The following is a 21,288-nucleotide window of genomic DNA, read 5'->3' on the forward strand; positions in this document are numbered from 1 at the left end:
GGCCAATCAAATGGAGTAATAAATGGCGTTTGAGCAATGGGCAGCCTTGCCTTGGGTAAAATCTCAAAAAGATAAAATTCAGTGGGGGCAGCTAAGCGGAAGTGGTTTAAGTATTGCCATTGCCGAAGGTGTTAAACAGCAAGAGAACTTAGTATTAATTGTTACACCCGACACCCCCAGCGCGCTGCGCCTTGAAACAGAACTAGAATATTTATTACCTAATAATCCGGTAATGGTATTTCCTGATTGGGAAACCTTGCCTTACGATCATTTTTCTCCTCATCAAGATATTATTTCTGCGCGTTTAGCTACATTAAATACCCTAAAAAAAGAACAGCAAAGCGTATTAATTGTGCCTGTGTCTACGCTTATGCTGCGAACCGCTCCGGCCTCGTTTATTTATGGTTCGACAATAAACTTTAAAGTAGGCGATAAACTCGACACACATAATTTTAGGCAAAACTTAGAGCAAGCCGGTTACCTAAACGTGCAGCAAGTTATGGAACATGGTGAGTACGCAATTCGTGGCTCAATCGTCGATTTATACCCTATGGGTAGTCCGCATCCATTTAGGCTCGACTTTTTTGATGACGAATTAGACACCATTCGTCTATTTGATGTGGAAACGCAGCGCTCTGATGAAAAAGTAGATAAAATTGAACTGCTGCCAGCGCATGAATTTCCAACAAATGAGTCAGATATTGAGCGTTTCAGGATTGGTTACCGTGAAAAATTTGGTGCAAGTTCGGAGCAAGACTCTGTTTACATGCAAGTAAGTAAAGGAAACTGGCCAGCTGGTATTGAATACTACATGCCGTTATTTTTTGAAAGCCTAGCCACTATTTTTGACTACCTGCCTGATAATACAACCGTTATGCAGTTAGGCGATTTAGAACACGCTGCGGATAATTTTTGGCACGATGTTAATGTTCGCTACGAAAACCGTAAAGTGGACCCTCTGCGCCCACTACTTGAACCAAATGCCTTATATCAGCCAATTGAAGAGCTGTTTTCTAACTTAGGGCAATTTGCGCGTATTCGTTTATCGCTTGCCAAGCTGGGCACAAAAGCGGGTAATAAAAATTTATCCGTATGTGAATTACCTGCAATAAGAATAGATCATAAACAACACGAGCCCTATGCGGCGTTCATAGACTACGTTACAGCACAAAAGAAGAAAAAAAGTCGCATATTACTGAGCGTTGAGTCGGATGGTCGACGTGAATCTTTACTCAATATTTTGAAACCCAGCGGTTTAAAGTTTAAAGAGTTTGATACCTTTGAACAATTTACCCAAAGCGATAGTGATGTAGGCTTAATTGTAAGTCCGCTTGAACAAAGCGTTGTGCTTGGCTCTAAACCTTCATTATCAATTATTACCGAACAAGAGCTGCTAGGTATTAAAGTCTCGCAGCGCAGACGCCGTAAACATAAGTACGAAGCAAGCCAAGACGCCCTAATTCGTAACTTAGCCGAGCTTAAAGAAGGTCAGCCTGTTGTGCATCTTGACCACGGTGTTGGCCGCTATCAAGGTTTACAAACTATTGATGCAGCAGGTGTAATTACAGAATTTGTGACCATAATATACGCCGGTGAATCTAAATTGTATGTGCCTGTGTCGGCACTACATATGCTTAGCCGTTACTCAGGCGGCGAAGAAAGCAGTGCACCACTGCATAAGCTCGGCTCTGATGCGTGGGAAAAGGCAAAAAAACGTGCTGCAGAAAAAGTTCGTGATGTAGCCGCAGAGTTACTTGATATATACGCACAGCGCCAAGCTAAACCAGGCAATAAATTTACCCTAGACGGACAAGCCTATCGCCAGTTTAGTGAAAGCTTTCCGTTTGAAGAAACCGACGACCAGCGTAATGCAATTGAAGCAGTATTAGGCGACATGCAATCAAAACAAGCGATGGATCGTTTAGTGTGTGGTGATGTAGGCTTTGGTAAAACCGAGGTCGCTATGCGTGCAGCTTTTGTTGCTGTTAACGATGGTAAACAAGTTGCCATTTTAGTGCCCACTACCCTGCTTGCGCAGCAACACTATGAGAATTTTAAAGACCGTTTTGCTGACTTTCCTATCGAAGTGGGTGTGCTTTCTCGTTTTAACTCAACCAAAGAGCAAAAAGACACGCTAGAAAATATGGCGAATGGCAAGCTAGACATTGTTATTGGTACCCACAAACTTATTCAGCAAGACATTAAATTTAACGATTTAGGGCTACTCATCGTAGATGAAGAGCATCGATTTGGGGTACGCCAAAAAGAAAAAATTAAAGCGCTACGTGCAGATGTCGATATTTTAACGCTTACCGCAACGCCTATTCCTCGAACGCTCAATATGGCAATGAGCGGCATGCGCGACTTATCTATTATTGCGACCCCACCGGCCAAACGCTTGGCGGTTAAAACATTTGTTCGCCAACGTGATGTGGAGCTTATTCGCGAAGCCATTTTGCGTGAAATTAAACGTGGTGGCCAAGTGTACTTTTTGCACAATAACGTTGAAACAATTGAACGCGTGGCGCAAGAATTAAGTGAATGGGTACCTGAAGCAAATGTAATTACCGCTCATGGGCAAATGCGCGAGCAAGAGCTTGAGCAAATAATGACCCAATTTTATCACCAAAAATACAATGTAATTGTGTGTACAACCATTATCGAAACCGGTATTGACGTACCCACGGCAAATACCATTATTATGGATAGAGCCGACAAACTAGGCTTAGCACAATTACACCAATTGCGTGGGCGTGTAGGCCGAAGCCACCATCAGGCATATGCCTATTTACTTACAGGCGACCCTAAAGCATTATCAAAAGATGCCAGCAAACGTCTACAAGCAATTGAATCATTAGAAGATTTAGGCGCTGGTTTTGCACTTGCTACACACGATTTAGAAATTCGTGGTGCAGGTGAGTTATTGGGTGACGATCAATCTGGGCAAATGCAAACTATTGGCTTTAGCTTGTATATGGAAATGCTTGAGCAAGCAGTAAATGCACTGCGTGAAGGTAAAGAACCTACTCTTGAAAACCTCTTACAAAAACAAACCGAAGTTGACTTAAAACTTCCTGCATTACTGCCTGATGATTATATACATGACGTAAATGCACGATTAGGTATGTACAAGCGTGTAGCTAGTTGTGCTAACCTAGGCGACATTGATGAGTTACAGGTAGAACTAATAGACCGATTTGGTTTATTACCTGATGCAGCTAAAAACTTATTTAGTTTGCAACAACTTAAAATGCAAGCCAGTAATTTAGGGATAACAAAAATAGAGGCAAACCCTAAAGGCGGCTACTTTGAATTTAGCCAAAATACCAAGGTTAATCCTAGCTTCATTATTGGGCTGATACAAAGTGCACCGCATATTTATAAAATGGAAGGCGCAAATAAATTGCGCTTCGCGATTAGTGAGGCAAATGCCCGCGAACGCTTAAAAATGGTCACTGCTATGATTGCAGATTTCGAAAAAAAGGTTAGCCATTAATGTTGCTAAAAAAATCGCTGGTAGTTTTATGTTGCTTATTTAGCAGCACTGCAGTTGCAGAGCGTTGGTTTGAAGCTGAGGTGCTGATATTTAAACAGCGCCCAGCCCCCTATTTACAAGAAGACTTTAGTTTAAAACACGAGGCTATTGAAGATAAAAACACGCTGGATTTATTAACGCCACTTTATACCGAGCAAGCCATGCAAGCCTGTATTGATGGCGATACACGTTTTCAAAAGCGTTCATTTACAGATTCGCTCGTTAACGACAATCCACGCTCGGGTGTTTGCGATGCAAGCACCGACTATGTTCAAAGTTACGATGAATTACCTGTTACACCTGTGGCGCCGACACTTGATACCATGGAGCGACCCTACTTACTTGCCCCAGAGCAGTTACAATTTAAAACGCAGTTTGAGCAACTAGACCGTAAAGGCTTAACGCCTATTTTACATACTGGTTGGCGTTTTGAAGCAAAAAGTAAATCACGTGCGCCAAGCATGCACTTATTTGCCGGTGAGCTTATCAAAACACGCGTTTTTGATGTGCCGCGCTATTCATATCCAGACTTTGTTAGTTTATTAGAGCCGCAGCCTAGCTTATTTAACGACCCCGATGAATCAACTAATAAATGGGAATTAGAAGGGTTATTTAAAATTCACTTGCGTCACTATTTATTTATCACTGCAGATTTTGATATTAGCCAAAAACTACAAAGTGGTGATGTAGAGTCATCACGGTTTTCACAATTTAAACGTGTAATAAGTGGTGAAATTCATTACTTTGACCACCCTCGCATGGGCATGATTGTCCAAATTAGAAAATTTAAACATTAATACTTAATAGGATACAACAATGAAAAAACTCCTAATTATTGCAGCTACACTAAGCCTGGCTGCATGCTCTAAAGTAACGGTAGAAAACTACGAAAAAATTAAGATTGGTATGGATAAAGCTGAAGTAGAGGCTGTATTAGGTAGCGCTGACAACTGCGTAGAAAAAACACTTCATACTAACTGTGTTTGGGGCGACGAGTCTAAAAATATAGAGATTACACTCGTTTCAGACAAAGTGACTTTATACAGTAAGCACGGCTTAACTCAATAAAGTCGTGTATAAAAAAGGGGGGATAGACTGTGGTCTATCCCCCCTTTTTTATTTTTTAGAATAAATGAGCTCAATGTTGACTATTTTACTGCGATTTAAGGTAATTTTATAACGCTGATAAAGTGTTTTATCACCTTCTGTGTGCACCAATACCATGTTTAATTGATAACGTCGCTCAACGGCTTGTTTTGATATTTTATTGCTATCTAAATGGTAAAGCTTACCTTCACCACGTTTTAAATAACGGGCAAATGGCGCTAGGTTAAATTGCAGTGTTTGCTGCAACGTATCGTATCCAGGTAAAAACTCTTTGGCCGACACGCGCGTTTCACTCGCAAAGTGCAGCCATTGCGCAGCCTGTTTGTTTTGCTGGCGACGTTTTGAAAAAATGGTTTGAACTTCTTTCGGTATTTTTTTAAAACGCGTGTACTCAAGCCAAATGAACTGGCTGGCTATTTTGTCTTTGGTAATACTATTTTTAAAGGTAAATCGCCATTTTGGCCGCCCTTGAACTATTGCGCGCCAAATTACACGGGTGATATCTTCTTTAAAAATTTCACGCAAACCATAAATTACACCCAGTATCAAAATGAGAGTCGCTGTTACCTCTGTAAAACTGGAACGTGCATTAAGAATTACCAGCATCACAAACGCCATAATAACCGCCGTTACCGTCCCCTTTACCAAGCGCTTTAGGTAACTATTTAAAAAGCGAGTATTGCGCTGAAGTATTACTCCATGCTCAATTAAGCGTTGCAATAAACGCATTTTATTTGTGATTCGATTGGCGTCTTGAAGGGTGGTTTCAGAGTTATAGTTTTTATCTGCTCTGTACACGTTTTCGCTTTTACAAAATTGCAAAAGGTCGTTCCGCTCTTTAGCAAAATCGCTACTGCGCGGGCCTTCATCTAGTAATTTTAAAAATGATTGTTCAACGTGCCAACTCAGATAGTTATCTGCGTTTGTATAAAACGGCAGTAACTTTTCATCATCGGGCGTATAACGGCGTAGCTTTTTTAATAGGCCTTCACTTTGCTCAAATAATTCATTTGCACGATTATAAAACTCTTCTGCCTCGCTTAACTTAAGCGCATCCTTAATATCAGCATCGAGCGCTAAACGCACTTGGTAACAAAATAAGTTTAGATTTTGCCTGTAGTCTTGCTGTTCGCCTTTGTTTTTACTTACAAAACGGCTTCGTACTAATGGCAAGTGAATATTGTTAGCGTTGTAAGCTAAGTGAGATTTAAACTGATTGTTGAAGTAAGATTCTTCGCTCAGTGTTTTAGGGTTTATTCCCATTTCGTTAGGAATAGAAAAGTACAGATCAATACGCTGCTCTGAACGCGCATTTAACTCGGGCTCAATGACAAAAGATAAATTTTCGTCTTGTTTTAACAATCAACTCTCCTTTTTCTATTCGTTTTAGTTTACTTGCCTCCAGTAATTTGTTCAATAAAAAAGGCCCCGTAAACACGGAGCCTTACTCGTTTAAATATTTAACTTAAACACTGGTTAAAGTATTTGTTTGCAGTTAAAACTTATAGTTAATACTTGCGAATACTCGTGAACCAATTACGTCGTAAATCTCAGGTACGGTGCCCATGTCATTTCCGCCAAGTACTTCTTCTGGCTCTTTATCAAAAATATTATTCATACCACCTGTCACTTTCAGTGACTCATTTAGGTTATACGTCATTGAAATATCGTGATAAATAACATTATCTGTGCTGAACGACTCGCCGTAGTAGTCGCCACTCATGCCACGAATAAAGCGTGCGTTATAAAGCACACTAAACGCATCAGACAAATCGTAGTTTACAGATAAGTTAGATTTGATTTTAGAGTAACCACCAATGTTACCGTCAATAGTCCCCGTATAATCAATATCATCTTGCTCAAATTCAACCAAGTAGGTTGTATCTAAGTTAATACGGTAGTTATCGGCGGTGTAACCAATGTTCCAATCAATACCTGACGTTTTTTGAGAGCCAACATTGGTTAATGCTGAGCTTAAATTTGATAAATCACCCGCTGGGGTAATATTTACCGAATCACACGATTGCGTGTCGCCCGCAAAACAGTTGTTCATTTCGTTTTGTACATCTAAACGCGTGATGGCGTTTGTAATGTCAAACTTCCAGTAGTCAAGTGTTGTAGATAAACCATCAACTACTTCCCATACCATACCAAATGTAAACGAACGGCTTTCTTCTGCTTGTAAGTCTGCATCACTGGTGTAATTTACCAAAATTTGTGCGTCTTGCTCGTTGCCCCATGGATCGGCTAGGTAATCGTAAGAGCCCGAGTTGCCACCAAATAGTTCAGCAACATTTGGCGCTCTAAAGCCGGTAGCTAGTACAGAACGAACCATAAATGAATCTGTTACATCCCATGTAGCACCCAGTTTCCACGTTGTTTCACCACCAAAGGTAGAGTAATTATCGTAACGTGCAGCCCCTTCAAGTGTCACGACTTCTAATACCGGCATCGATGTTTCAAAGTAGATAGACTGTACCGAATAGTCACCTTCAGTAGGGTCTTGCTGTGCTGCTGTACTTTGGCCCAATTGTGTAATTAAATCGGGTGTATAAAAACCACTTTCAAAACGGTTCTCTATACCTATTGCGTAACCAATATCGTTATCGGTTAGTGCGCTGTAACCTGCAGATAAGATAAACTGCTCATTTCCACCTTCATTACTTTCAGTGTAAATAGAATCGTTAGCAGTTAAAAAGTCACGGCTAAGTGCATCACCACTAAACCAAACCGCTTGGTTTGCGTAAATACTTTGCTCTACTTGGCTTGCATTGATTGAGTTTTGTACTTTATCTTTAGAGTCGTTTCTGCCGTATGTAGCACTTACATCCCAGCTTGCATCGTTATCTAAGACGCCTTGTAATGCCACTGATGCACGGTATGTGTCTGTTGTTTGCTCGTATATTCGCGGCCCAGCATCAACCATTCTTCTGCGATACTCTAGCGAATCGGCAAGCTCACCGTCGACAATAAACGCATTGGTGTATTCGTTATCAAGGTTTGCTGTAAGTAAATCTACACTGGCTGGTTGAGGTGCCAATTGCTGTGATGAATCACGGCGTGTATACATAAGGTCAACATTGAATGTGGTATCAGCGTCTAGCTCTTTATCAAAGCTTGTAAATAAACTGTACAGATCGTTTGGTGTTTGTGCATAACTCGATGTAGTAAAGTCGTACGACGTTGTTCTATCTGCAAACTCACCATTACCTTCGTATGTTTTACCGCCTAGCGTACCTTGTGGAATAAACGAAGACTGCCCTGCAGGCACAAAGCTACGATCTGATTGAATCACCTCGCCACGGCTTGAAAACTGTGCACCAACAACTAAGTTACCATCGGCAACCTGCATGCCGTGTAATAAGCTAGTACCGTAGTTGTTACCATCACCCTTAGTTGTGCGACTTCCTTCAACATTAAGCTCAGTACCTTCAAAATCTTTTTTGGTGATAATGTTAACAACACCAGCAATTGCATCAGACCCATACACCGCTGATGCACCATCTTTTAAGATTTCAATTGATTTGATCATTGCAACAGGAATGGTATTTAAATCAACTGAAGAGTCTGCACCGGTTCCAGAAGAAACCATACGACGACCATTTAATAACACTAGGGTACGTTGTGATCCCATGCCACGTAAGTTAACAGTTGCAGAACCACCTGAACCATTATTACTTGAAGCACCAAGGCTTATACCCGCAGCAGATGGCTGAGTTGAGAGAATATCGGCAACAGAAGTGAAACCACTTTTTGCAATAAAGTCATCGCCAATAACGGTAATTGGGCTGGCTGTTTCTATATCAGTACGGTTGATACGTGAACCCGTGACCTGAATTTTTTCGATTGAATTTGCAGCTTCGTCTGCTGCTAGTACATGTACACTTGAAAACATTGGGATGGCTGCTATTACAGCTAGACCAAGAGTCGATTTAGTCATGAAAGAATCCTACTTGTTGGAATTTACCAAGATTGGTAATGCTCATTTGTTATAAGAAGAATGAGTCGGCAGGCAACTTAAGCGCACTTAACTGAACGAAAACTTAACGCTTGAGTGGTTTTTGACAAAGACAAAAAAGACCAACCTAGAAAAGGTACAAAGGTTACTACTTGTTTCATTGTTAATATAAAAATACAATTTAAAATTAATAAGTTAAAATAATTTTTATACAATTAAAGTACAGATGAAATCAAACACCTCTACTTTGTAATCAAATGTAATTACACCCGTTGTTTAGCAATAATTCAGGTATTAACAACTTAATCACACCCCATTATTAAAAAGGTAAAAGCACCTGAAAGTTGCTAACTCATAAGAAAAGCTTTTGCTTCATAGTGAATAATAAGTTCGCTTATTTTGCGTGGGCATAACTGCTCATAATTTGGTCTACACTATATGAATAACGTGAGATTTTGATATTAACTATGGTTATAAATCAAATTAGCTGGCTGGAATAAATACGGCATTTAAGAACGCTTAACTTTGTGACTACGCACTTTTGACAGGACTAATTACAAAATTAGTTTTAGATGTATTTTTTGAAATTTTAGCACTAATGACTAAAGGGTTAGTGCATTTAATTAATTACGTTTTGCTGGGCATTGGCATTACAGGTTCAAGTTTGAACCTATCAAAAAGAAAAGTTTATAAGCTTAGGTAAACAACAAATTTGGGATAAAACGTGATCGGTTAACTGGTTAATTCGTAATATTATTAAAGCTCGTTAGTAGGTAACATAAAAGTAATAGTTAAGGGTATCTTCGGTTGAAGTGATTGTATTTATAACAGTTAATTCAAGGGTCCAAAGCATATTGTTTTCTGAGCAAATGCCAACCATTGTTTCGCTTTGCCACAAATCCCCTCGCTGTACAAACTGCTGCGGGATAAATCCCATGTACATAGTTATGCCTTTCAATTTTGCTTGGCTGATTTTTGTATTGTTGGGTAATTTGCTGAAAATTGTAAAAGGTGTTTCAGGTGAAAGAGATTGATCACTGAGCCACACTTTCACTTTATTTGGGAAGGTACATTCTTGGTTAGGTTCGCAGTTTGAATTTTTATGTATGCTTGCGTCTTTTTGATTATCAAAATCACAGGCGGTCAACAATAAAAGTAGCAAAAACACATAACATAATTGGGTTGCTTTCATAAAAATTCGCTCCGAATAAAAGCAGATACTAATAATCAAGCTTATAAATGACAAGCATGGCCCACTAAATAATCAAATTTAGGCACTCAGCTAATCAAAAAATAGACAACAAAGCCACAAAGTTTGATTGATGTCATAATATTACGTAATTGACCTATCTTTTTTAGGCCAAAAATTTTATTATTTCCCTCGCAAAAATTAGGGTTTCTCGAGTTTGTTTTCTGAAGCATTCATGCTTTGAACGTTTTAGGTAACATGCTTGTGAAGTAATAGTAGGCCCCACTTTTTAAGTGGGTAATTCATTTCTAAACGCATTTATTGCAGCGGAAGCCAGAAAATGAGCCAAACAGTAGCATCACAAACTGAGTATAACTATAAAGTTGTACGCCAATTCGCTATTATGACAGTGATTTGGGGCATCGTTGGCATGAGTATTGGGGTTCTGATTGCTGCCCAATTAGCTTGGCCAGCACTTAACTTTGATACACCATGGTTAACTTACTCTCGACTACGTCCGTTACACACGAACGCAGTAATTTTCGCATTTGGTACAAGTGCACTTTTTGCGACGTCTTATTACGTCGTGCAACGTACTTGTCAAACGCGCCTTTTCTCAGACAAACTTGCCGCAATTTCATTTTGGGGCTGGCAGCTAGTTATTGTATTAGCAGTAATTACCTTACCATTAGGTATTACAAGCTCTAAAGAATACGCTGAACTAGAATGGCCAATCGATATTTTAATCGCTGTTGTTTGGATTATTTATGCAGTTGTATTTTTTGGTACTTTAATTAAACGTAAAGTATCGCATATCTATGTTGCTAACTGGTTCTATGCTGGCTTTATCATCACTGTTGCAGTACTGCACATTGTGAACAGCATGGCAGTGCCTGTATCGTTAACTAAATCATACTCTATCTACGCAGGTGCAGTAGATGCGATGGTTCAATGGTGGTACGGTCATAACGCTGTAGGTTTCTTATTAACAGCTGGTTTCTTAGGTATGATGTACTACTTTGTACCTAAACAAGCAGGTCGCCCTGTATACTCTTACCGTTTATCGGTCGTTCACTTTTGGGCGCTTGTATCTCTATACATTTGGGCTGGTCCTCATCACCTTCACTACACTGCACTTCCAGATTGGACGCAAAGTTTAGGTATGGTTATGTCAATTATCTTATTCGTTCCATCTTGGGGCGGTATGATTAACGGTATAATGACCTTATCGGGTGCGTGGCATAAACTGCGAACTGACCCAGTACTTCGTTTCTTAGTTGTATCACTCTCTTTCTACGGTATGTCTACGTTTGAAGGCCCAATGATGGCAATTAAATCTGTGAACGCGTTATCTCATTACACAGATTGGACTGTAGGCCACGTTCACTCAGGTGCACTTGGTTGGGTAGCTATGATTTCTATTGGTGCTATTTATCACCTTATCCCTGCACTATTTGCACAAGGTCGTATGTACAGCATTAAGCTTGTTAACACACACTTCTGGTTACACACTGTTGGTGTTGTTTTATACATTGTTGCAATGTGGATTTCAGGTGTAATGCAAGGTCTTATGTGGCGTGCAGTAAATGCTGACGGTACATTAATGTATAGCTTTGTTCAGTCTTTAGAAGCATCACATCCTTTCTACATAATGCGTTTTGTTGGCGGTGTATTCATCGTAACAGGTATGTTAGTTATGGCTTATAACGTTTTCCGTACAATTTCAGCTGAAAAAGAATCACTGAAGTTAGACGCGCAAGCACAATTAGCATAACGGAGTGAGATGATGAGCAATAAAAATTCACAAAACAAACATGAAATAGTAGAAAAAAACGTTGGCCTTATGGCCATACTGACTGTTTTTGCTATTAGCTTTGGTGCATTAGTTGAAATTACTCCACTTATGTTCCAAGACGACACAACAAAACCAGTAGATGGCTTACGTCCTCTAAATGCATTAGAAATGGAAGGCCGCGATATTTACGTGCGTGAAGGTTGTTATAACTGTCATTCACAAATGATCCGTCCTTTTCGTGACGAAGTTGAACGTTACGGCCACTACTCTGTAGCAGGCGAGTCAGTATGGGATCACCCTTTCCAATGGGGTTCTAAACGTACTGGACCTGACCTTGCTCGTGTTGGTAAACGTTACTCGGACGATTGGCATTATGCTCACTTAGTGAACCCGCGTGATGTGGTTCCTGAGTCTAATATGCCAGGTTTCCCTTGGTTAGCAGAGAACACAGTTGATACCAGCTTAACTCTGAAAAAACTACAAATTTTCCGTGATACATTCGCTATTAACCCAGAAAACCCAAAACATCCGGGGTTAGGTTACGGTAGCAATGAAGAACTAATAGCTGACGTTGCCAAAGTTGATGCAATGAATGACGGTAAAGGTGCAACAGAAATGCAAGCCCTTATCGCTTATTTGCAACAGCTTGGCACGCACTTGAAGTAATTATTATGGATTACGGAACATACAGAGGCATTTTAACTCTGGTAATTTTAGTATTGTTTATTGTGATTGTTGTATGGGCATACAGCAAGCGTACCAAAAATCGTTTTGACGACGCCGCTAATGCCATTTTTGAAGATGAAAAAAAACATAACAACACACTCTCTAACGAGGAAAAGGAGTCTGAAAAATGACTAGCTTTTGGAGTATTTGGGTTATTGTTTTAACCCTAGCATGCTTAATTATTATCTTTGGCCTATTAGTGTGGAACTTAAAAAACTACGCTGGTGTTGAAGAAGGTGAAGATTGTGGGCATGAGTATGACGGTATTACCGAACTGAACAATCCGCTACCTAAGTGGTGGACTTACATGTTCTTCGCAACGTTTATTTGGTCTGTTTATTACCTAGCAGCATACCCAGGTTTAGGTAACTGGGAAGGGTTAGGTAAATGGACAAGCTCTAATCAGGGTATTACCTCTTTAGCGGAATCGAAAGAAGCCGTTAAGTTAGCAGCTGAAGAAGGCCGTTTTGTAAAACTTGATAAAGAGTATGAAGCAGCAGAAGAGCGTTTTGGTCCTATTTTTAACCGACTTGCAAAAGTACCTGTTTTAGATTTAGTTCAATCTAAAATTGATGGTGATGCAGCGCAGCAGCTAGCTCTTGAAAATGGCACAGAGCATGAGCAAACAGATGGTCAATTAGCGCTAGAAATTGGCCAGCGTTTATTCTCTCAAAACTGTGCACAATGTCACGGCTCTGACGCGCGTGGTGGTATTGGCTTCCCTAACCTAACTGATAAAGACTGGTTATATGGTGGCACACCAGACAAAATTAGAGAAACACTCCTAATTGGTCGTGTTGCAGCTATGCCTCCTTGGGGTGCAGCATTAGGTGAGCAAGGTATAAAAGAAATGACAGCACACGTGTTGAGCCTTTCTGGTCGTACAGTAAACCAAAAAGATGCAGCCGCTGGTGCAGCTAAGTTTGCTATGTGTGCAGCGTGTCACGGTGCAGACGGCAAAGGGTCAGTTGCTCATAACCTACCGTTTGGCGCACCAAACTTAACCGACAACATATGGTTATACGGTGGTTCTCAACGTGCCGTTGAAGAAACACTGCTTAACGGTCGTGCCGGTGTAATGCCAGCGTGGAAAGACATTTTAGGTGAAGATAAAATCCACCTTTTAACTGCGTACGTTTACAACTTATCGCAAGATAAATAAGCACGCTGTTAATAGAATGTTTATAAATTAATTTATTAAATTCAATAGATTAATCCAGATCAAAAAAGCCTCCACTTGGAGGCTTTTTTTTAGTCTTTTACGTACAATTACTATAAAATAACCTCTTCGAAACTAATATTAGAGTCACTATGCAACCTACTCCGTGGTATAAAAACTTTTGGCCTTGGTTTTTAATTTTTTTCCCGCTAGCAGCTATTGTTGGCTGTATTACTTTACTAATAACGGCAATTGGCAATGGCCCAGATATGGTCGTTGATGATTACTATAAAAAAGGTAAAGCAATTAATTTAGAGCTCAGTAAGTTCGAGAAAGCAAAAGCACTTTACTTACATGGTGAATTAGCCGTAACTAACGACCGAGTGAGTTTTAAATTTACCAAAGGCGATAGCAGTAATGTATCTGCTTTAAAAGTGTCGTTTTACCACCGTACAATCAAAGCGCACGACTTTGAAGCGACACTTACAGCGAATGCAAACAAAGAATTCACCGCACTTCTTGAAAATTACACTGAAGGTGCCTATTCCATTTTTGTTGAACCTATCGATAAAACATGGAAACTAAAAGAAAACATTACCCTACCTACGGTTGAAACCGTTTTAGTTACGCCAAACTATAAGTAGTTATTATTATGTCTAATTCTTGCTTTCATTGCCTTGAAAGTGTGCCAAAGGGATTTAGCGCCACAGTAACAATAGACGATACCCCTCAGCCAATGTGTTGCATTGGCTGCCAGGCCGTAGCGCAAAATATTGTTGAGCAAGGAATGACTGATTACTACAAATACCGCACAGTCAGTGCGGGTAAAGTAGAGCAACTTGTTCCTGAGCAATTGGCGTTTATTAAAAGTTACGACAACGAAGATATTCAAGATGAATTTATAGCCACAAGCAACAATATTTCAGAGGTATTACTGAGTGTTGAAGGCATTACGTGCGCCGCATGTGCGTGGCTTATAGAAAAGCAATTATTGAGTTTAAACACTGTAAAACGGGTAGATGTAAATACCTCAACTAACCGTGCAATGATCCAGTGGGACAAAACAGCGACCCCACTGAGTGATGTTATTACCGCCTTAGCTAAAATAGGCTACAAAGCATATCCATTTCAGGCCGATACCGAAGCACAACAAAAACAACAAACTGCTAAAGCGTATATTCGCCGCTTGGGTGTGGCAGGCCTAATGACAATGCAAGTAATGATGTTTGCATTTGCCATGTATTTTGGCATGTTTTCAGGTATGGATAGTAATTTTGAACAGTACTTTAGATGGATAAGCCTTGTATTAGCTTCTCCTGTTATTTTGTATAGTGCGCTGCCCTTCTTAACCAACGCAATTAACGGCTTAAAAGCTAAACAGCTTAATATGGATTTACCTGTTTCTTTAGCAATTTTTGGCGCCTACGGAGCCAGTTGTTATGCAACAGTTATGCAAGTTGGTGAGGTATATTTTGAATCTATTTGCATGTTTACCTTTTTATTATTATTAGGTAAATATTTAGAATTTAGAGCGCGTTTAAAAGCGAGTGAATACACAGCAAACCTTCAAAAGTTACTACCATTAACGGCTCGCACACTTACAGATAGTGGTGAAGAGCTAATTATTGCGGCTAAAAAGCTTAAACTTAATGATGTTGTGCTTATTAAAGCAGGTGAAACCATTCCCGCCGACGGCGAACTCATTAAAGGTAAAACGACGGTTGATGAATCAATGATGACTGGCGAGCACCAACCGGTTAACAAGTTCATAGGCCATAATGTGTATGCCGGCTGTGTAAACCACGATGGTGTTATTGAAATTAAAATAAATAAAATAGGCCAAAACACCCTTTTAAATCAAATTATTCGTCTGCAACACAATGCGCTCACAAAGCGGCCTAAGCTGGTCGAAATAACCGATAAAGTAGCACAAGGGTTTGTAGCTTGCTTATTGGTATTTGCCTCGTTGACCGCCATTGGTTGGTATCAAATTGATCCGGAACACGCTTTTTGGATTACTATTTCAGTATTAGTCGCAACCTGCCCTTGCGCTTTAAGCCTAGCAATACCGACAGCCCTAACCTGTGCAATTGCCAGCCTAACCAAAAAGGGGATTTTAATTAAACAAGCCCATGTACTTGAAACCCTCTCGAAACTAACTTTATTTGCATTTGATAAAACAGGCACACTCACACAAGGTAAATTTAGCCTTGATGAAGTAGATATTATCGATAACAGCTACTCAAAAGATGATGTAATGGCTATTGCAGCAATTTTGGAGCGCTTTTCTGAGCACCCGATTGCAAGTGCATTTGACGGCTACACTCCAGCAAAACATAGCCTTCATAACATTGAAGTGCACGCAGGTTTAGGGATTAGCGCACAAGATGAAACCACCCACTACGCTATAGGTAAAAGTGGTTGGTTTGACAGTAAAAAAACAAACGCGCAAGCCAGTTTGTATATAAACAAACACGTTGTGGCACGTTTTTATTTTGTAGATAAAGTAAAGCACGATGCTCAAAGTTTAATTAAATCGTTACATGCGCAGCAATTAACTTGCCACATGCTTACTGGCGATGCGTCAGATGCGGGCAAAAAAGTAGCTAAGCAATTGAACTTAGACAGCGTGCAATCTGGTTGCTCACCACAGGATAAACAAACAGCCGTAGAGGCATTTTCATCTCAAAATGAAGTGGTCGCTATGGTGGGTGATGGCATAAACGATAGCCCAGTATTTGCAAGCGCCCATTTGTCTATTGCAATGGAAACTGGCGCTGATATATCAAAAAACAGCGCCGATGTTGTACTGCTAAATAGCGATTTAGCGTCTATTGATCACTTACTCAATATAGCTAAACAGACCCGGCGTATTATTAAACAAAACCTAACATTGTCTTTATTATATAATGGTTCAATATTACCGCTTGCAGCGCTCGGGTTAGTCGCTCCATGGATGGCTGTCATTGGCATGTCTGCCAGCTCAATTATTGTGATTTGTAATTCACTAAGGCTATTAAAGTTATGAGCATAATTTATATTTTGATCCCCATTGCCATATTGTTTGTGCTTATTGCCATTGGTGTATTTTTTTGGGCTGTAAGAAGCGAGCAGTTTTCTGATTTGAACAAACAAGGCCACAGTATTTTGTTTGAAGATGACAAAGAGCAGCATAATAAAAGTAATGATTGACCCTTTATACATTAGCGCATTTTTAATGGGTTTGATTGGCAGCGGCCACTGCATAGCAATGTGTGGAGGGATTGCCAGCTCGTTACAATTAGCCAGCGACAAACGTAAAACACTTACCTATTCATTTGCTTATAATACAGGGCGAGCAATAAGTTACATGCTTGCAGGCTCACTCGTTGCGGGTATAAGCAGCCAATTTGCTAAACAAAACACATCATTCTCTGTAACGCTTTCATTTATTGCAGCAATTTTTATGCTGTTAGTAGGCGTTTACATAATGCGCTTAGGACCTACACTTCAATGGCTTGAAAAAGTGGGTAAAACACTTATTTGGCAGCATATTATTAAGCTTAACAAATATTTAATGCCGGTTGACTCAACAGTAAAAGCCATAGGCTATGGGGCTTTATGGGGCTGGCTTCCGTGCGGTTTGGTTTATTCAGCGCTAACCTGGGCAATGACGAGCCCAACAGCATTTGATGGCGCAATGGTTATGCTATGTTTTGCACTAGGTACATTTCCTGCCATGATCACAGTAGGGATCACTGCGCAAAAACTCAATAGTATAATAAATCATCCTTGGACCCGAATAGCATTAGGCAGTGTTATAATTTGGTATGGTATCTACTTATTGATTATTGCAACCGACAAGTTAGTACATTAATGTTAATATGTATTAACCTTTTCAGGTTTATTTGCCCCTATATATAAAAACTAAAACGGATAAAATTATGGATTTCACTCAAAGTCGCGCTAAAGGTAATTGTGCTATTAGCTGTAATAACTGCAGCATAAGCCAGTTGTGTTTACCGTTTTCGTTAAATGGCCAAGAAATGGATAAGCTTGACGAAATTATTGAGCGAAAAAAACCATTACACAAAGGTGACTATTTATTTGAATCGGGTGCACCATTAAAAGCGATTTATGCTGTACGCTCTGGCTCATTTAAATCATACACCTTGTCTGAGCAAGGTGATGAGCAAATTACAGGCTTTCATTTAGCAGGTGACTTAGTTGGTTTTGATGCCATTAGTAAAATGGCACATCAGAGCTTTTCTCAAGCCCTAGAAACCTCAATGATTTGCGAAATTCCCTTCGACACTCTTGACGAGCTTGCAGGTAAATTACCTAAACTACGCCAGCAGATAATGCGTTTAATGAGCAGTGAAATTACCTACGATCAAGAAATGCTTTTACTGCTTAACAAAAAATCGGCAGAAGAACGCCTAGCTAGTTTTATTTATAACTTGTCTGAGCGATTTGGTGAGCGTGGTTTTTCGCGTAAAGAGTTTAGGTTTACTATGACCCGTGGTGAAATAGGTAATTACTTAGGCCTTACAGTAGAAACCATTAGCCGTTTATTGAGTCGCTTTCAAAAAGCCGATTTAATTAAAGTAGAAGGCAAGTTTATTACTATTTTAGATAATGATGCACTCGCTAAGGCAGCAGCCATTGTTAAATAGGTATACATTGATATAGAACAACAATTTATGTGCTAAGCCTTTAACTGTTTTGTATTTGAGTTACACTAAAAGTACACCAGTTAGATAAATGGAGTAGCACATGAACACAATTAAACGCATTCTCGCGGTTATTGACCCTACCAAAGACGATCAACATGGTTTAGCGCGCTCAGTCGAACTGGCAAAAAAATCTGGCGCAACAATTACAGCATTCATGACGGTCTATGACTTCTCTTATGAAATGACAACGATGCTTTCAGGCGATGAGCGTGAAGCGATGCGCGAAGCCGTTTTAAAAGACCGCGAGCTCTGGCTCAACGATTTAGTTTCACCTTACAATAACTTAAATATTGAAACATTAGTTGTTTGGCATAACCGCCCTTACGAAGCCATTATTGATACAGTTATCGATCAAAATTACGATTTAGTCATTAAAAGTACTCATCAACATGGCGCACTAAAATCGGTAATATTTACCCCTACAGATTGGCATTTGGTGCGTAAATGCCCTACTCCAGTATTATTTGTAAAAGAAATGGCATGGCCTGAAAATGGCAATATTTTAGCTGCTGTTAACGCAGTGAGCGAAAATGATCAGCATATAGCGTTAAACAAACGAATAATTAAAGACGCGCAATTTTTATGTGAGCTTGCTAATGCAAAACTTAACTTAGTCAATGCATATCCTGCCACCCCTATTAATATAGCTATTGAAATACCAGAGTTTAATCCAAGTCTTTACAACGAATCAGTTAAAAAACACCATATAGAATCAACTAATGCACTGGCTACTGAATTTACATTAACTACTGAGCAATGCTTTATTGAAGAAGGCTTACCAGAAGATGTAATTCCTGATATTGCAAATCGTTTGAATAGTGAATTAGTGGTTATTGGAACTGTTGGCCGTACTGGGTTAAGTGCTGCGCTAGTTGGCAATACTGCAGAGCATGTAATAGATAGCCTAGACTGCGATGTATTAGCACTAAAACCAGACGGCTACGTTAGCCCACTGGCAAAAGATTAGTAAATTTTGCTGTAGCTCCCGATATGCTAATAACATATAATACGCCCCTTTATTTCTAGCAAGTAATTTGCTGCATTGTTTACTAAGGGGGCGTAGTGTCTAACTCAGCTCAAGCCAAAGCTCAATATAACTTTAATAAGTTACAAAAGCGTTTACGCCGTTTAACTGGCCAAGCCGTTATGGACTTTAACATGATTGAAGAAGGTGACCGTATAATGGTTTGCCTCTCTGGTGGTAAAGATAGCTATACAATGCTTGAAATGCTGCAGCACCTTAAACGTGTTGCCCCCATTAAATTTGATCTTGTAGTTGTTAATTTAGACCAAAAGCAGCCCGGCTTCCCTGAACATGTATTGCCAGAGTACCTAGATAAACTCGATGTAGAGTACAAAATTGTAGAAGAAGATACCTACAGTATTGTAACCGACATAATTCCTGAAGGTAAAACCACCTGCTCGCTGTGTTCTCGCTTACGCCGTGGTATTTTATACCGCACAGCTAAAGAGCTTGGTGCAACTAAAATTGCTCTTGGTCATCACCGTGACGACATGATTGAAACACTGTTTTTAAACATGTTTTATGGTGGAAAACTAAAAAGTATGCCTGCTAAATTAATGAGCGACAACGGCGAGCATATGGTTATCCGCCCGCTTGCCTACTGTAAAGAAGCAGACATTAGCAAATACGCGTTTACTCAAGGCTATCCTATCATTCCGTGTAACTTGTGTGGTTCTCAAGAAAACTTGCAGCGTAAACATACAAAAAACATGTTAGCGCAATGGAATAAAGATCATCCGGGTCGCATTGAGAGTATTTTTACAGCCATGCAAAATGTTGTGCCTTCTCATTTAGCCGATGCTGAATTATTTGATTTTGAAAACCTAAAAACGGGTGAAGTGATTGATGGCGGCGATATTGCACTCGACAAGCCAGATATTCCTAAAGTACCTGTCAACAGCGATACAGACGAAGAAAACGCTGGCGTTGTTACAATTAACTTAAGCTAACTAAGTTATATTTTTGGGTTTGCATTAAAGCAAACCCAAAACTAGTTTAACCGTCGGCTAATCCTCTTAAAAACTCCAAGCTTAATTTTTCTTGCTCATTAGGTTGGTATGGCAGCTGTTGTAAACTGTCAAAAGGAAAGTCATTTATATCAAAGTGGCTAATTTCACTATTACCAAAACTGTTTCGCTCGCCAGGACTTGGCGACATCCTTTCAATTACAAATCCACTCAAACGCATATCAGCCATGCCTTGCGGCAAAATTGACCAGTGCGCTTTTAAATCAATAGTTTGGCTTCCTTCACTTAAACGTTGTTTACTCACCAAGTGCGCAAGTGGTGTGTCGCCAGTAAAAAGGTTCGCCCGAATACGGTACAAGCCCTTTTTTACTACTTTTAAATTGGCGGGTATAAGCATGTTTTCGCTTTGTGGGTATGCCGACTCAAAACCAATAAGTGTCGCACTCGGTGGCATATATTGAATTTGCGCCACTACAGGGATTTGTTTTCCATCAACATTTGCTTCAACAAATATTTGTAAATTTCGCGGATAGTCTTCCTCAGCTTTAAAAATAACATTGGCTTCGCCATCTTGTGCATTACTTTTATAGGTTGTTACAGTCTCTTTTGTATCTGTATTGGCAAGCTCTACATTCACATTTTTAAGGCCACCTGCGCTGACTTTTAATGTTATTTCTTCTGGATACACAAACCTATATTTACTAAGGCTGACTGTAACCGCATTTCCTTTGTCGTCTATTGGACTTTCAACAGGGTAAAATTGATTAGGTTTTAAACGGTCTTCATCAAATTCAGACAATGGTTGTGAATATGGCGGATATTTAAGCGCACGCTCGTATTGAGTAGCTACCTGCTCTGCTGCTTTTGCTAAGTTGCTATTATAATCTGTTGTTACTTTTTGTTTTGGTGGTGATTTAGCGGGTAAGTTTGCAGTGGTTGCGTGTATGTTTAATTTACTCTCAGCGGGCAAAGGCTGTTTTATCTTAACAACAGCGACTTCAACTTTAGCCTCTTCTTGAGAGGGCCAAACTAATAAAGCCAGTAAAGCCAGTAAAGCCATTACCGAAACGACTACTAGGATTTGTTTTATCATTAATAGCTCAATCCTTATA

The 21,288-nt window shown here is 39.8% G+C and carries 18 protein-coding genes; 14 read left to right on the forward strand and 4 right to left on the reverse strand.

Annotated elements, in window-relative coordinates; translation table 11 throughout:
* The first annotated feature begins 22 nt into the window (after positions 1 to 22).
* From mfd to PMAN_RS08375, 3 genes are read left to right on the forward strand one after another with little or no spacing between them, the layout of a single operon-like run.
* A complete protein-coding gene (gene mfd / locus PMAN_RS08365) occupies positions 23 to 3,496 on the forward strand; it encodes a transcription-repair coupling factor (RefSeq protein ID WP_006794674.1) in 3,474 nt (1,157 codons plus the stop codon).
* Positions 3,496 to 4,332, forward strand: a complete 837-nt coding sequence (locus PMAN_RS08370) for a peptidoglycan binding protein CsiV (protein ID WP_010557293.1) — start codon at positions 3,496 to 3,498, stop codon at positions 4,330 to 4,332. The genes mfd and PMAN_RS08370 overlap by 1 nt, the downstream gene beginning before the upstream one ends.
* Positions 4,333 to 4,351: 19 nt before the next feature.
* Positions 4,352 to 4,603, forward strand: coding sequence for a hypothetical protein (locus tag PMAN_RS08375; protein ID WP_008126398.1), 252 nt, complete (start codon positions 4,352 to 4,354; stop codon positions 4,601 to 4,603).
* A 48-nt stretch (positions 4,604 to 4,651) separates the two neighbouring features.
* Here the strand turns inward: PMAN_RS08375 and PMAN_RS08380 are convergent, their stop codons facing one another.
* The 3 genes from PMAN_RS08380 to PMAN_RS08390 all read right to left on the reverse strand — a co-directional run bounded on the left by PMAN_RS08380 (position 4,652) and on the right by PMAN_RS08390 (position 9,792).
* Positions 4,652 to 6,004, reverse strand: a complete 1,353-nt coding sequence (locus PMAN_RS08380) for a hypothetical protein (protein WP_008126399.1) — start codon at positions 6,002 to 6,004, stop codon at positions 4,652 to 4,654.
* Between the two features lie 133 nt (positions 6,005 to 6,137).
* Positions 6,138 to 8,582 (reverse strand): TonB-dependent receptor, encoded by a 2,445-nt coding sequence (locus PMAN_RS08385; RefSeq protein ID WP_010557292.1) that lies wholly within the window; start codon positions 8,580 to 8,582, stop codon positions 6,138 to 6,140.
* 784 nt (positions 8,583 to 9,366) lie between these two features.
* Positions 9,367 to 9,792: a hypothetical protein gene (locus tag PMAN_RS08390; protein ID WP_010557291.1), complete on the reverse strand. Its 426-nt coding sequence runs from the start codon at positions 9,790 to 9,792 to the stop codon at positions 9,367 to 9,369.
* A 337-nt stretch (positions 9,793 to 10,129) separates the two neighbouring features.
* On the opposite strand from PMAN_RS08390, the gene ccoN reads away from it, so the two are divergent.
* From ccoN to ttcA, 11 genes are all read left to right on the forward strand, one after another.
* Positions 10,130 to 11,563 carry a cytochrome-c oxidase, cbb3-type subunit I gene (gene ccoN, locus PMAN_RS08395; protein ID WP_006794295.1) on the forward strand — a complete coding sequence of 478 codons (1,434 nt, stop codon included), beginning with the start codon at positions 10,130 to 10,132 and terminating at the stop codon, positions 11,561 to 11,563.
* A gap of 12 nt (positions 11,564 to 11,575) precedes the next feature.
* Entirely contained in the window at positions 11,576 to 12,250 is a 675-nt protein-coding gene (ccoO, locus tag PMAN_RS08400) for a cytochrome-c oxidase, cbb3-type subunit II (RefSeq protein WP_010557290.1), read from the forward strand.
* 5 nt (positions 12,251 to 12,255) lie between these two features.
* Positions 12,256 to 12,441 (forward strand): CcoQ/FixQ family Cbb3-type cytochrome c oxidase assembly chaperone, encoded by a 186-nt coding sequence (locus tag PMAN_RS08405; RefSeq protein ID WP_006794297.1) that lies wholly within the window; start codon positions 12,256 to 12,258, stop codon positions 12,439 to 12,441.
* Positions 12,438 to 13,472, forward strand: a complete 1,035-nt coding sequence (locus tag PMAN_RS08410; RefSeq protein ID WP_010557289.1) for a c-type cytochrome — start codon at positions 12,438 to 12,440, stop codon at positions 13,470 to 13,472. Before PMAN_RS08405 ends, PMAN_RS08410 begins: the two co-directional genes overlap by 4 nt.
* 149 nt (positions 13,473 to 13,621) lie before the next feature.
* Entirely contained in the window at positions 13,622 to 14,113 is a 492-nt protein-coding gene (locus tag PMAN_RS08415; RefSeq protein ID WP_006794299.1) for a FixH family protein, read from the forward strand.
* Between the two features lie 8 nt (positions 14,114 to 14,121).
* A complete protein-coding gene (locus tag PMAN_RS08420; protein ID WP_010557288.1) occupies positions 14,122 to 16,497 on the forward strand; it encodes a heavy metal translocating P-type ATPase in 2,376 nt (791 codons plus the stop codon).
* Complete coding sequence (gene ccoS / locus PMAN_RS08425; protein ID WP_006794301.1) at positions 16,494 to 16,661, forward strand: cbb3-type cytochrome oxidase assembly protein CcoS; 168 nt, start codon at positions 16,494 to 16,496, stop codon at positions 16,659 to 16,661. Before PMAN_RS08420 ends, ccoS begins: the two co-directional genes overlap by 4 nt.
* On the forward strand, positions 16,654 to 17,325 hold the full coding sequence (locus PMAN_RS08430; RefSeq protein WP_010557287.1) for a sulfite exporter TauE/SafE family protein: 672 nt from the start codon (positions 16,654 to 16,656) through the stop codon (positions 17,323 to 17,325). Before ccoS ends, PMAN_RS08430 begins: the two co-directional genes overlap by 8 nt.
* A gap of 67 nt (positions 17,326 to 17,392) precedes the next feature.
* Positions 17,393 to 18,124: an FNR family transcription factor gene (locus tag PMAN_RS08435; protein ID WP_006794303.1), complete on the forward strand. Its 732-nt coding sequence runs from the start codon at positions 17,393 to 17,395 to the stop codon at positions 18,122 to 18,124.
* 100 nt (positions 18,125 to 18,224) lie between these two features.
* Positions 18,225 to 19,151, forward strand: a complete 927-nt coding sequence (gene uspE, locus PMAN_RS08440) for a universal stress protein UspE (RefSeq protein ID WP_010557286.1) — start codon at positions 18,225 to 18,227, stop codon at positions 19,149 to 19,151.
* Between the two features lie 95 nt (positions 19,152 to 19,246).
* A complete protein-coding gene (gene ttcA / locus PMAN_RS08445; RefSeq protein WP_008126427.1) occupies positions 19,247 to 20,158 on the forward strand; it encodes a tRNA 2-thiocytidine(32) synthetase TtcA in 912 nt (303 codons plus the stop codon).
* 46 nt (positions 20,159 to 20,204) lie between these two features.
* On the opposite strand, the gene PMAN_RS08450 is transcribed toward ttcA, so the two are convergent.
* Complete coding sequence (locus PMAN_RS08450; protein WP_010557285.1) at positions 20,205 to 21,269, reverse strand: hypothetical protein; 1,065 nt, start codon at positions 21,267 to 21,269, stop codon at positions 20,205 to 20,207.
* Positions 21,270 to 21,288 lie beyond the last annotated feature (19 nt).

The sequence above is a fragment of the Pseudoalteromonas marina genome, from assembly GCF_000238335.3.
In the GTDB taxonomy this organism is placed as follows: domain Bacteria; phylum Pseudomonadota; class Gammaproteobacteria; order Enterobacterales; family Alteromonadaceae; genus Pseudoalteromonas; species Pseudoalteromonas marina.

What these genes read in the sequence shown, in the direction of transcription:
- mfd (WP_006794674.1), top strand. Translation starts at nt 23, where the DNA reads ATGGCGTTTGAGCAATGGGCAGCCTTGCCTTGGGTAAAATCTCAAAAA.
- PMAN_RS08370 (WP_010557293.1), top strand. Translation starts at nt 3,496, where the DNA reads ATGTTGCTAAAAAAATCGCTGGTAGTTTTATGTTGCTTATTTAGCAGC.
- PMAN_RS08375 (WP_008126398.1), top strand. Translation starts at nt 4,352, where the DNA reads ATGAAAAAACTCCTAATTATTGCAGCTACACTAAGCCTGGCTGCATGC.
- PMAN_RS08385 (WP_010557292.1), bottom strand. Translation starts at nt 8,582, where the DNA reads ATGACTAAATCGACTCTTGGTCTAGCTGTAATAGCAGCCATCCCAATG.
- PMAN_RS08390 (WP_010557291.1), bottom strand. Translation starts at nt 9,792, where the DNA reads ATGAAAGCAACCCAATTATGTTATGTGTTTTTGCTACTTTTATTGTTG.
- ccoN (WP_006794295.1), top strand. Translation starts at nt 10,130, where the DNA reads ATGAGCCAAACAGTAGCATCACAAACTGAGTATAACTATAAAGTTGTA.
- ccoO (WP_010557290.1), top strand. Translation starts at nt 11,576, where the DNA reads ATGAGCAATAAAAATTCACAAAACAAACATGAAATAGTAGAAAAAAAC.
- PMAN_RS08405 (WP_006794297.1), top strand. Translation starts at nt 12,256, where the DNA reads ATGGATTACGGAACATACAGAGGCATTTTAACTCTGGTAATTTTAGTA.
- PMAN_RS08410 (WP_010557289.1), top strand. Translation starts at nt 12,438, where the DNA reads ATGACTAGCTTTTGGAGTATTTGGGTTATTGTTTTAACCCTAGCATGC.
- PMAN_RS08415 (WP_006794299.1), top strand. Translation starts at nt 13,622, where the DNA reads ATGCAACCTACTCCGTGGTATAAAAACTTTTGGCCTTGGTTTTTAATT.
- PMAN_RS08420 (WP_010557288.1), top strand. Translation starts at nt 14,122, where the DNA reads ATGTCTAATTCTTGCTTTCATTGCCTTGAAAGTGTGCCAAAGGGATTT.
- ccoS (WP_006794301.1), top strand. Translation starts at nt 16,494, where the DNA reads ATGAGCATAATTTATATTTTGATCCCCATTGCCATATTGTTTGTGCTT.
- PMAN_RS08430 (WP_010557287.1), top strand. Translation starts at nt 16,654, where the DNA reads ATGATTGACCCTTTATACATTAGCGCATTTTTAATGGGTTTGATTGGC.
- PMAN_RS08435 (WP_006794303.1), top strand. Translation starts at nt 17,393, where the DNA reads ATGGATTTCACTCAAAGTCGCGCTAAAGGTAATTGTGCTATTAGCTGT.
- uspE (WP_010557286.1), top strand. Translation starts at nt 18,225, where the DNA reads ATGAACACAATTAAACGCATTCTCGCGGTTATTGACCCTACCAAAGAC.
- PMAN_RS08450 (WP_010557285.1), bottom strand. Translation starts at nt 21,269, where the DNA reads ATGATAAAACAAATCCTAGTAGTCGTTTCGGTAATGGCTTTACTGGCT.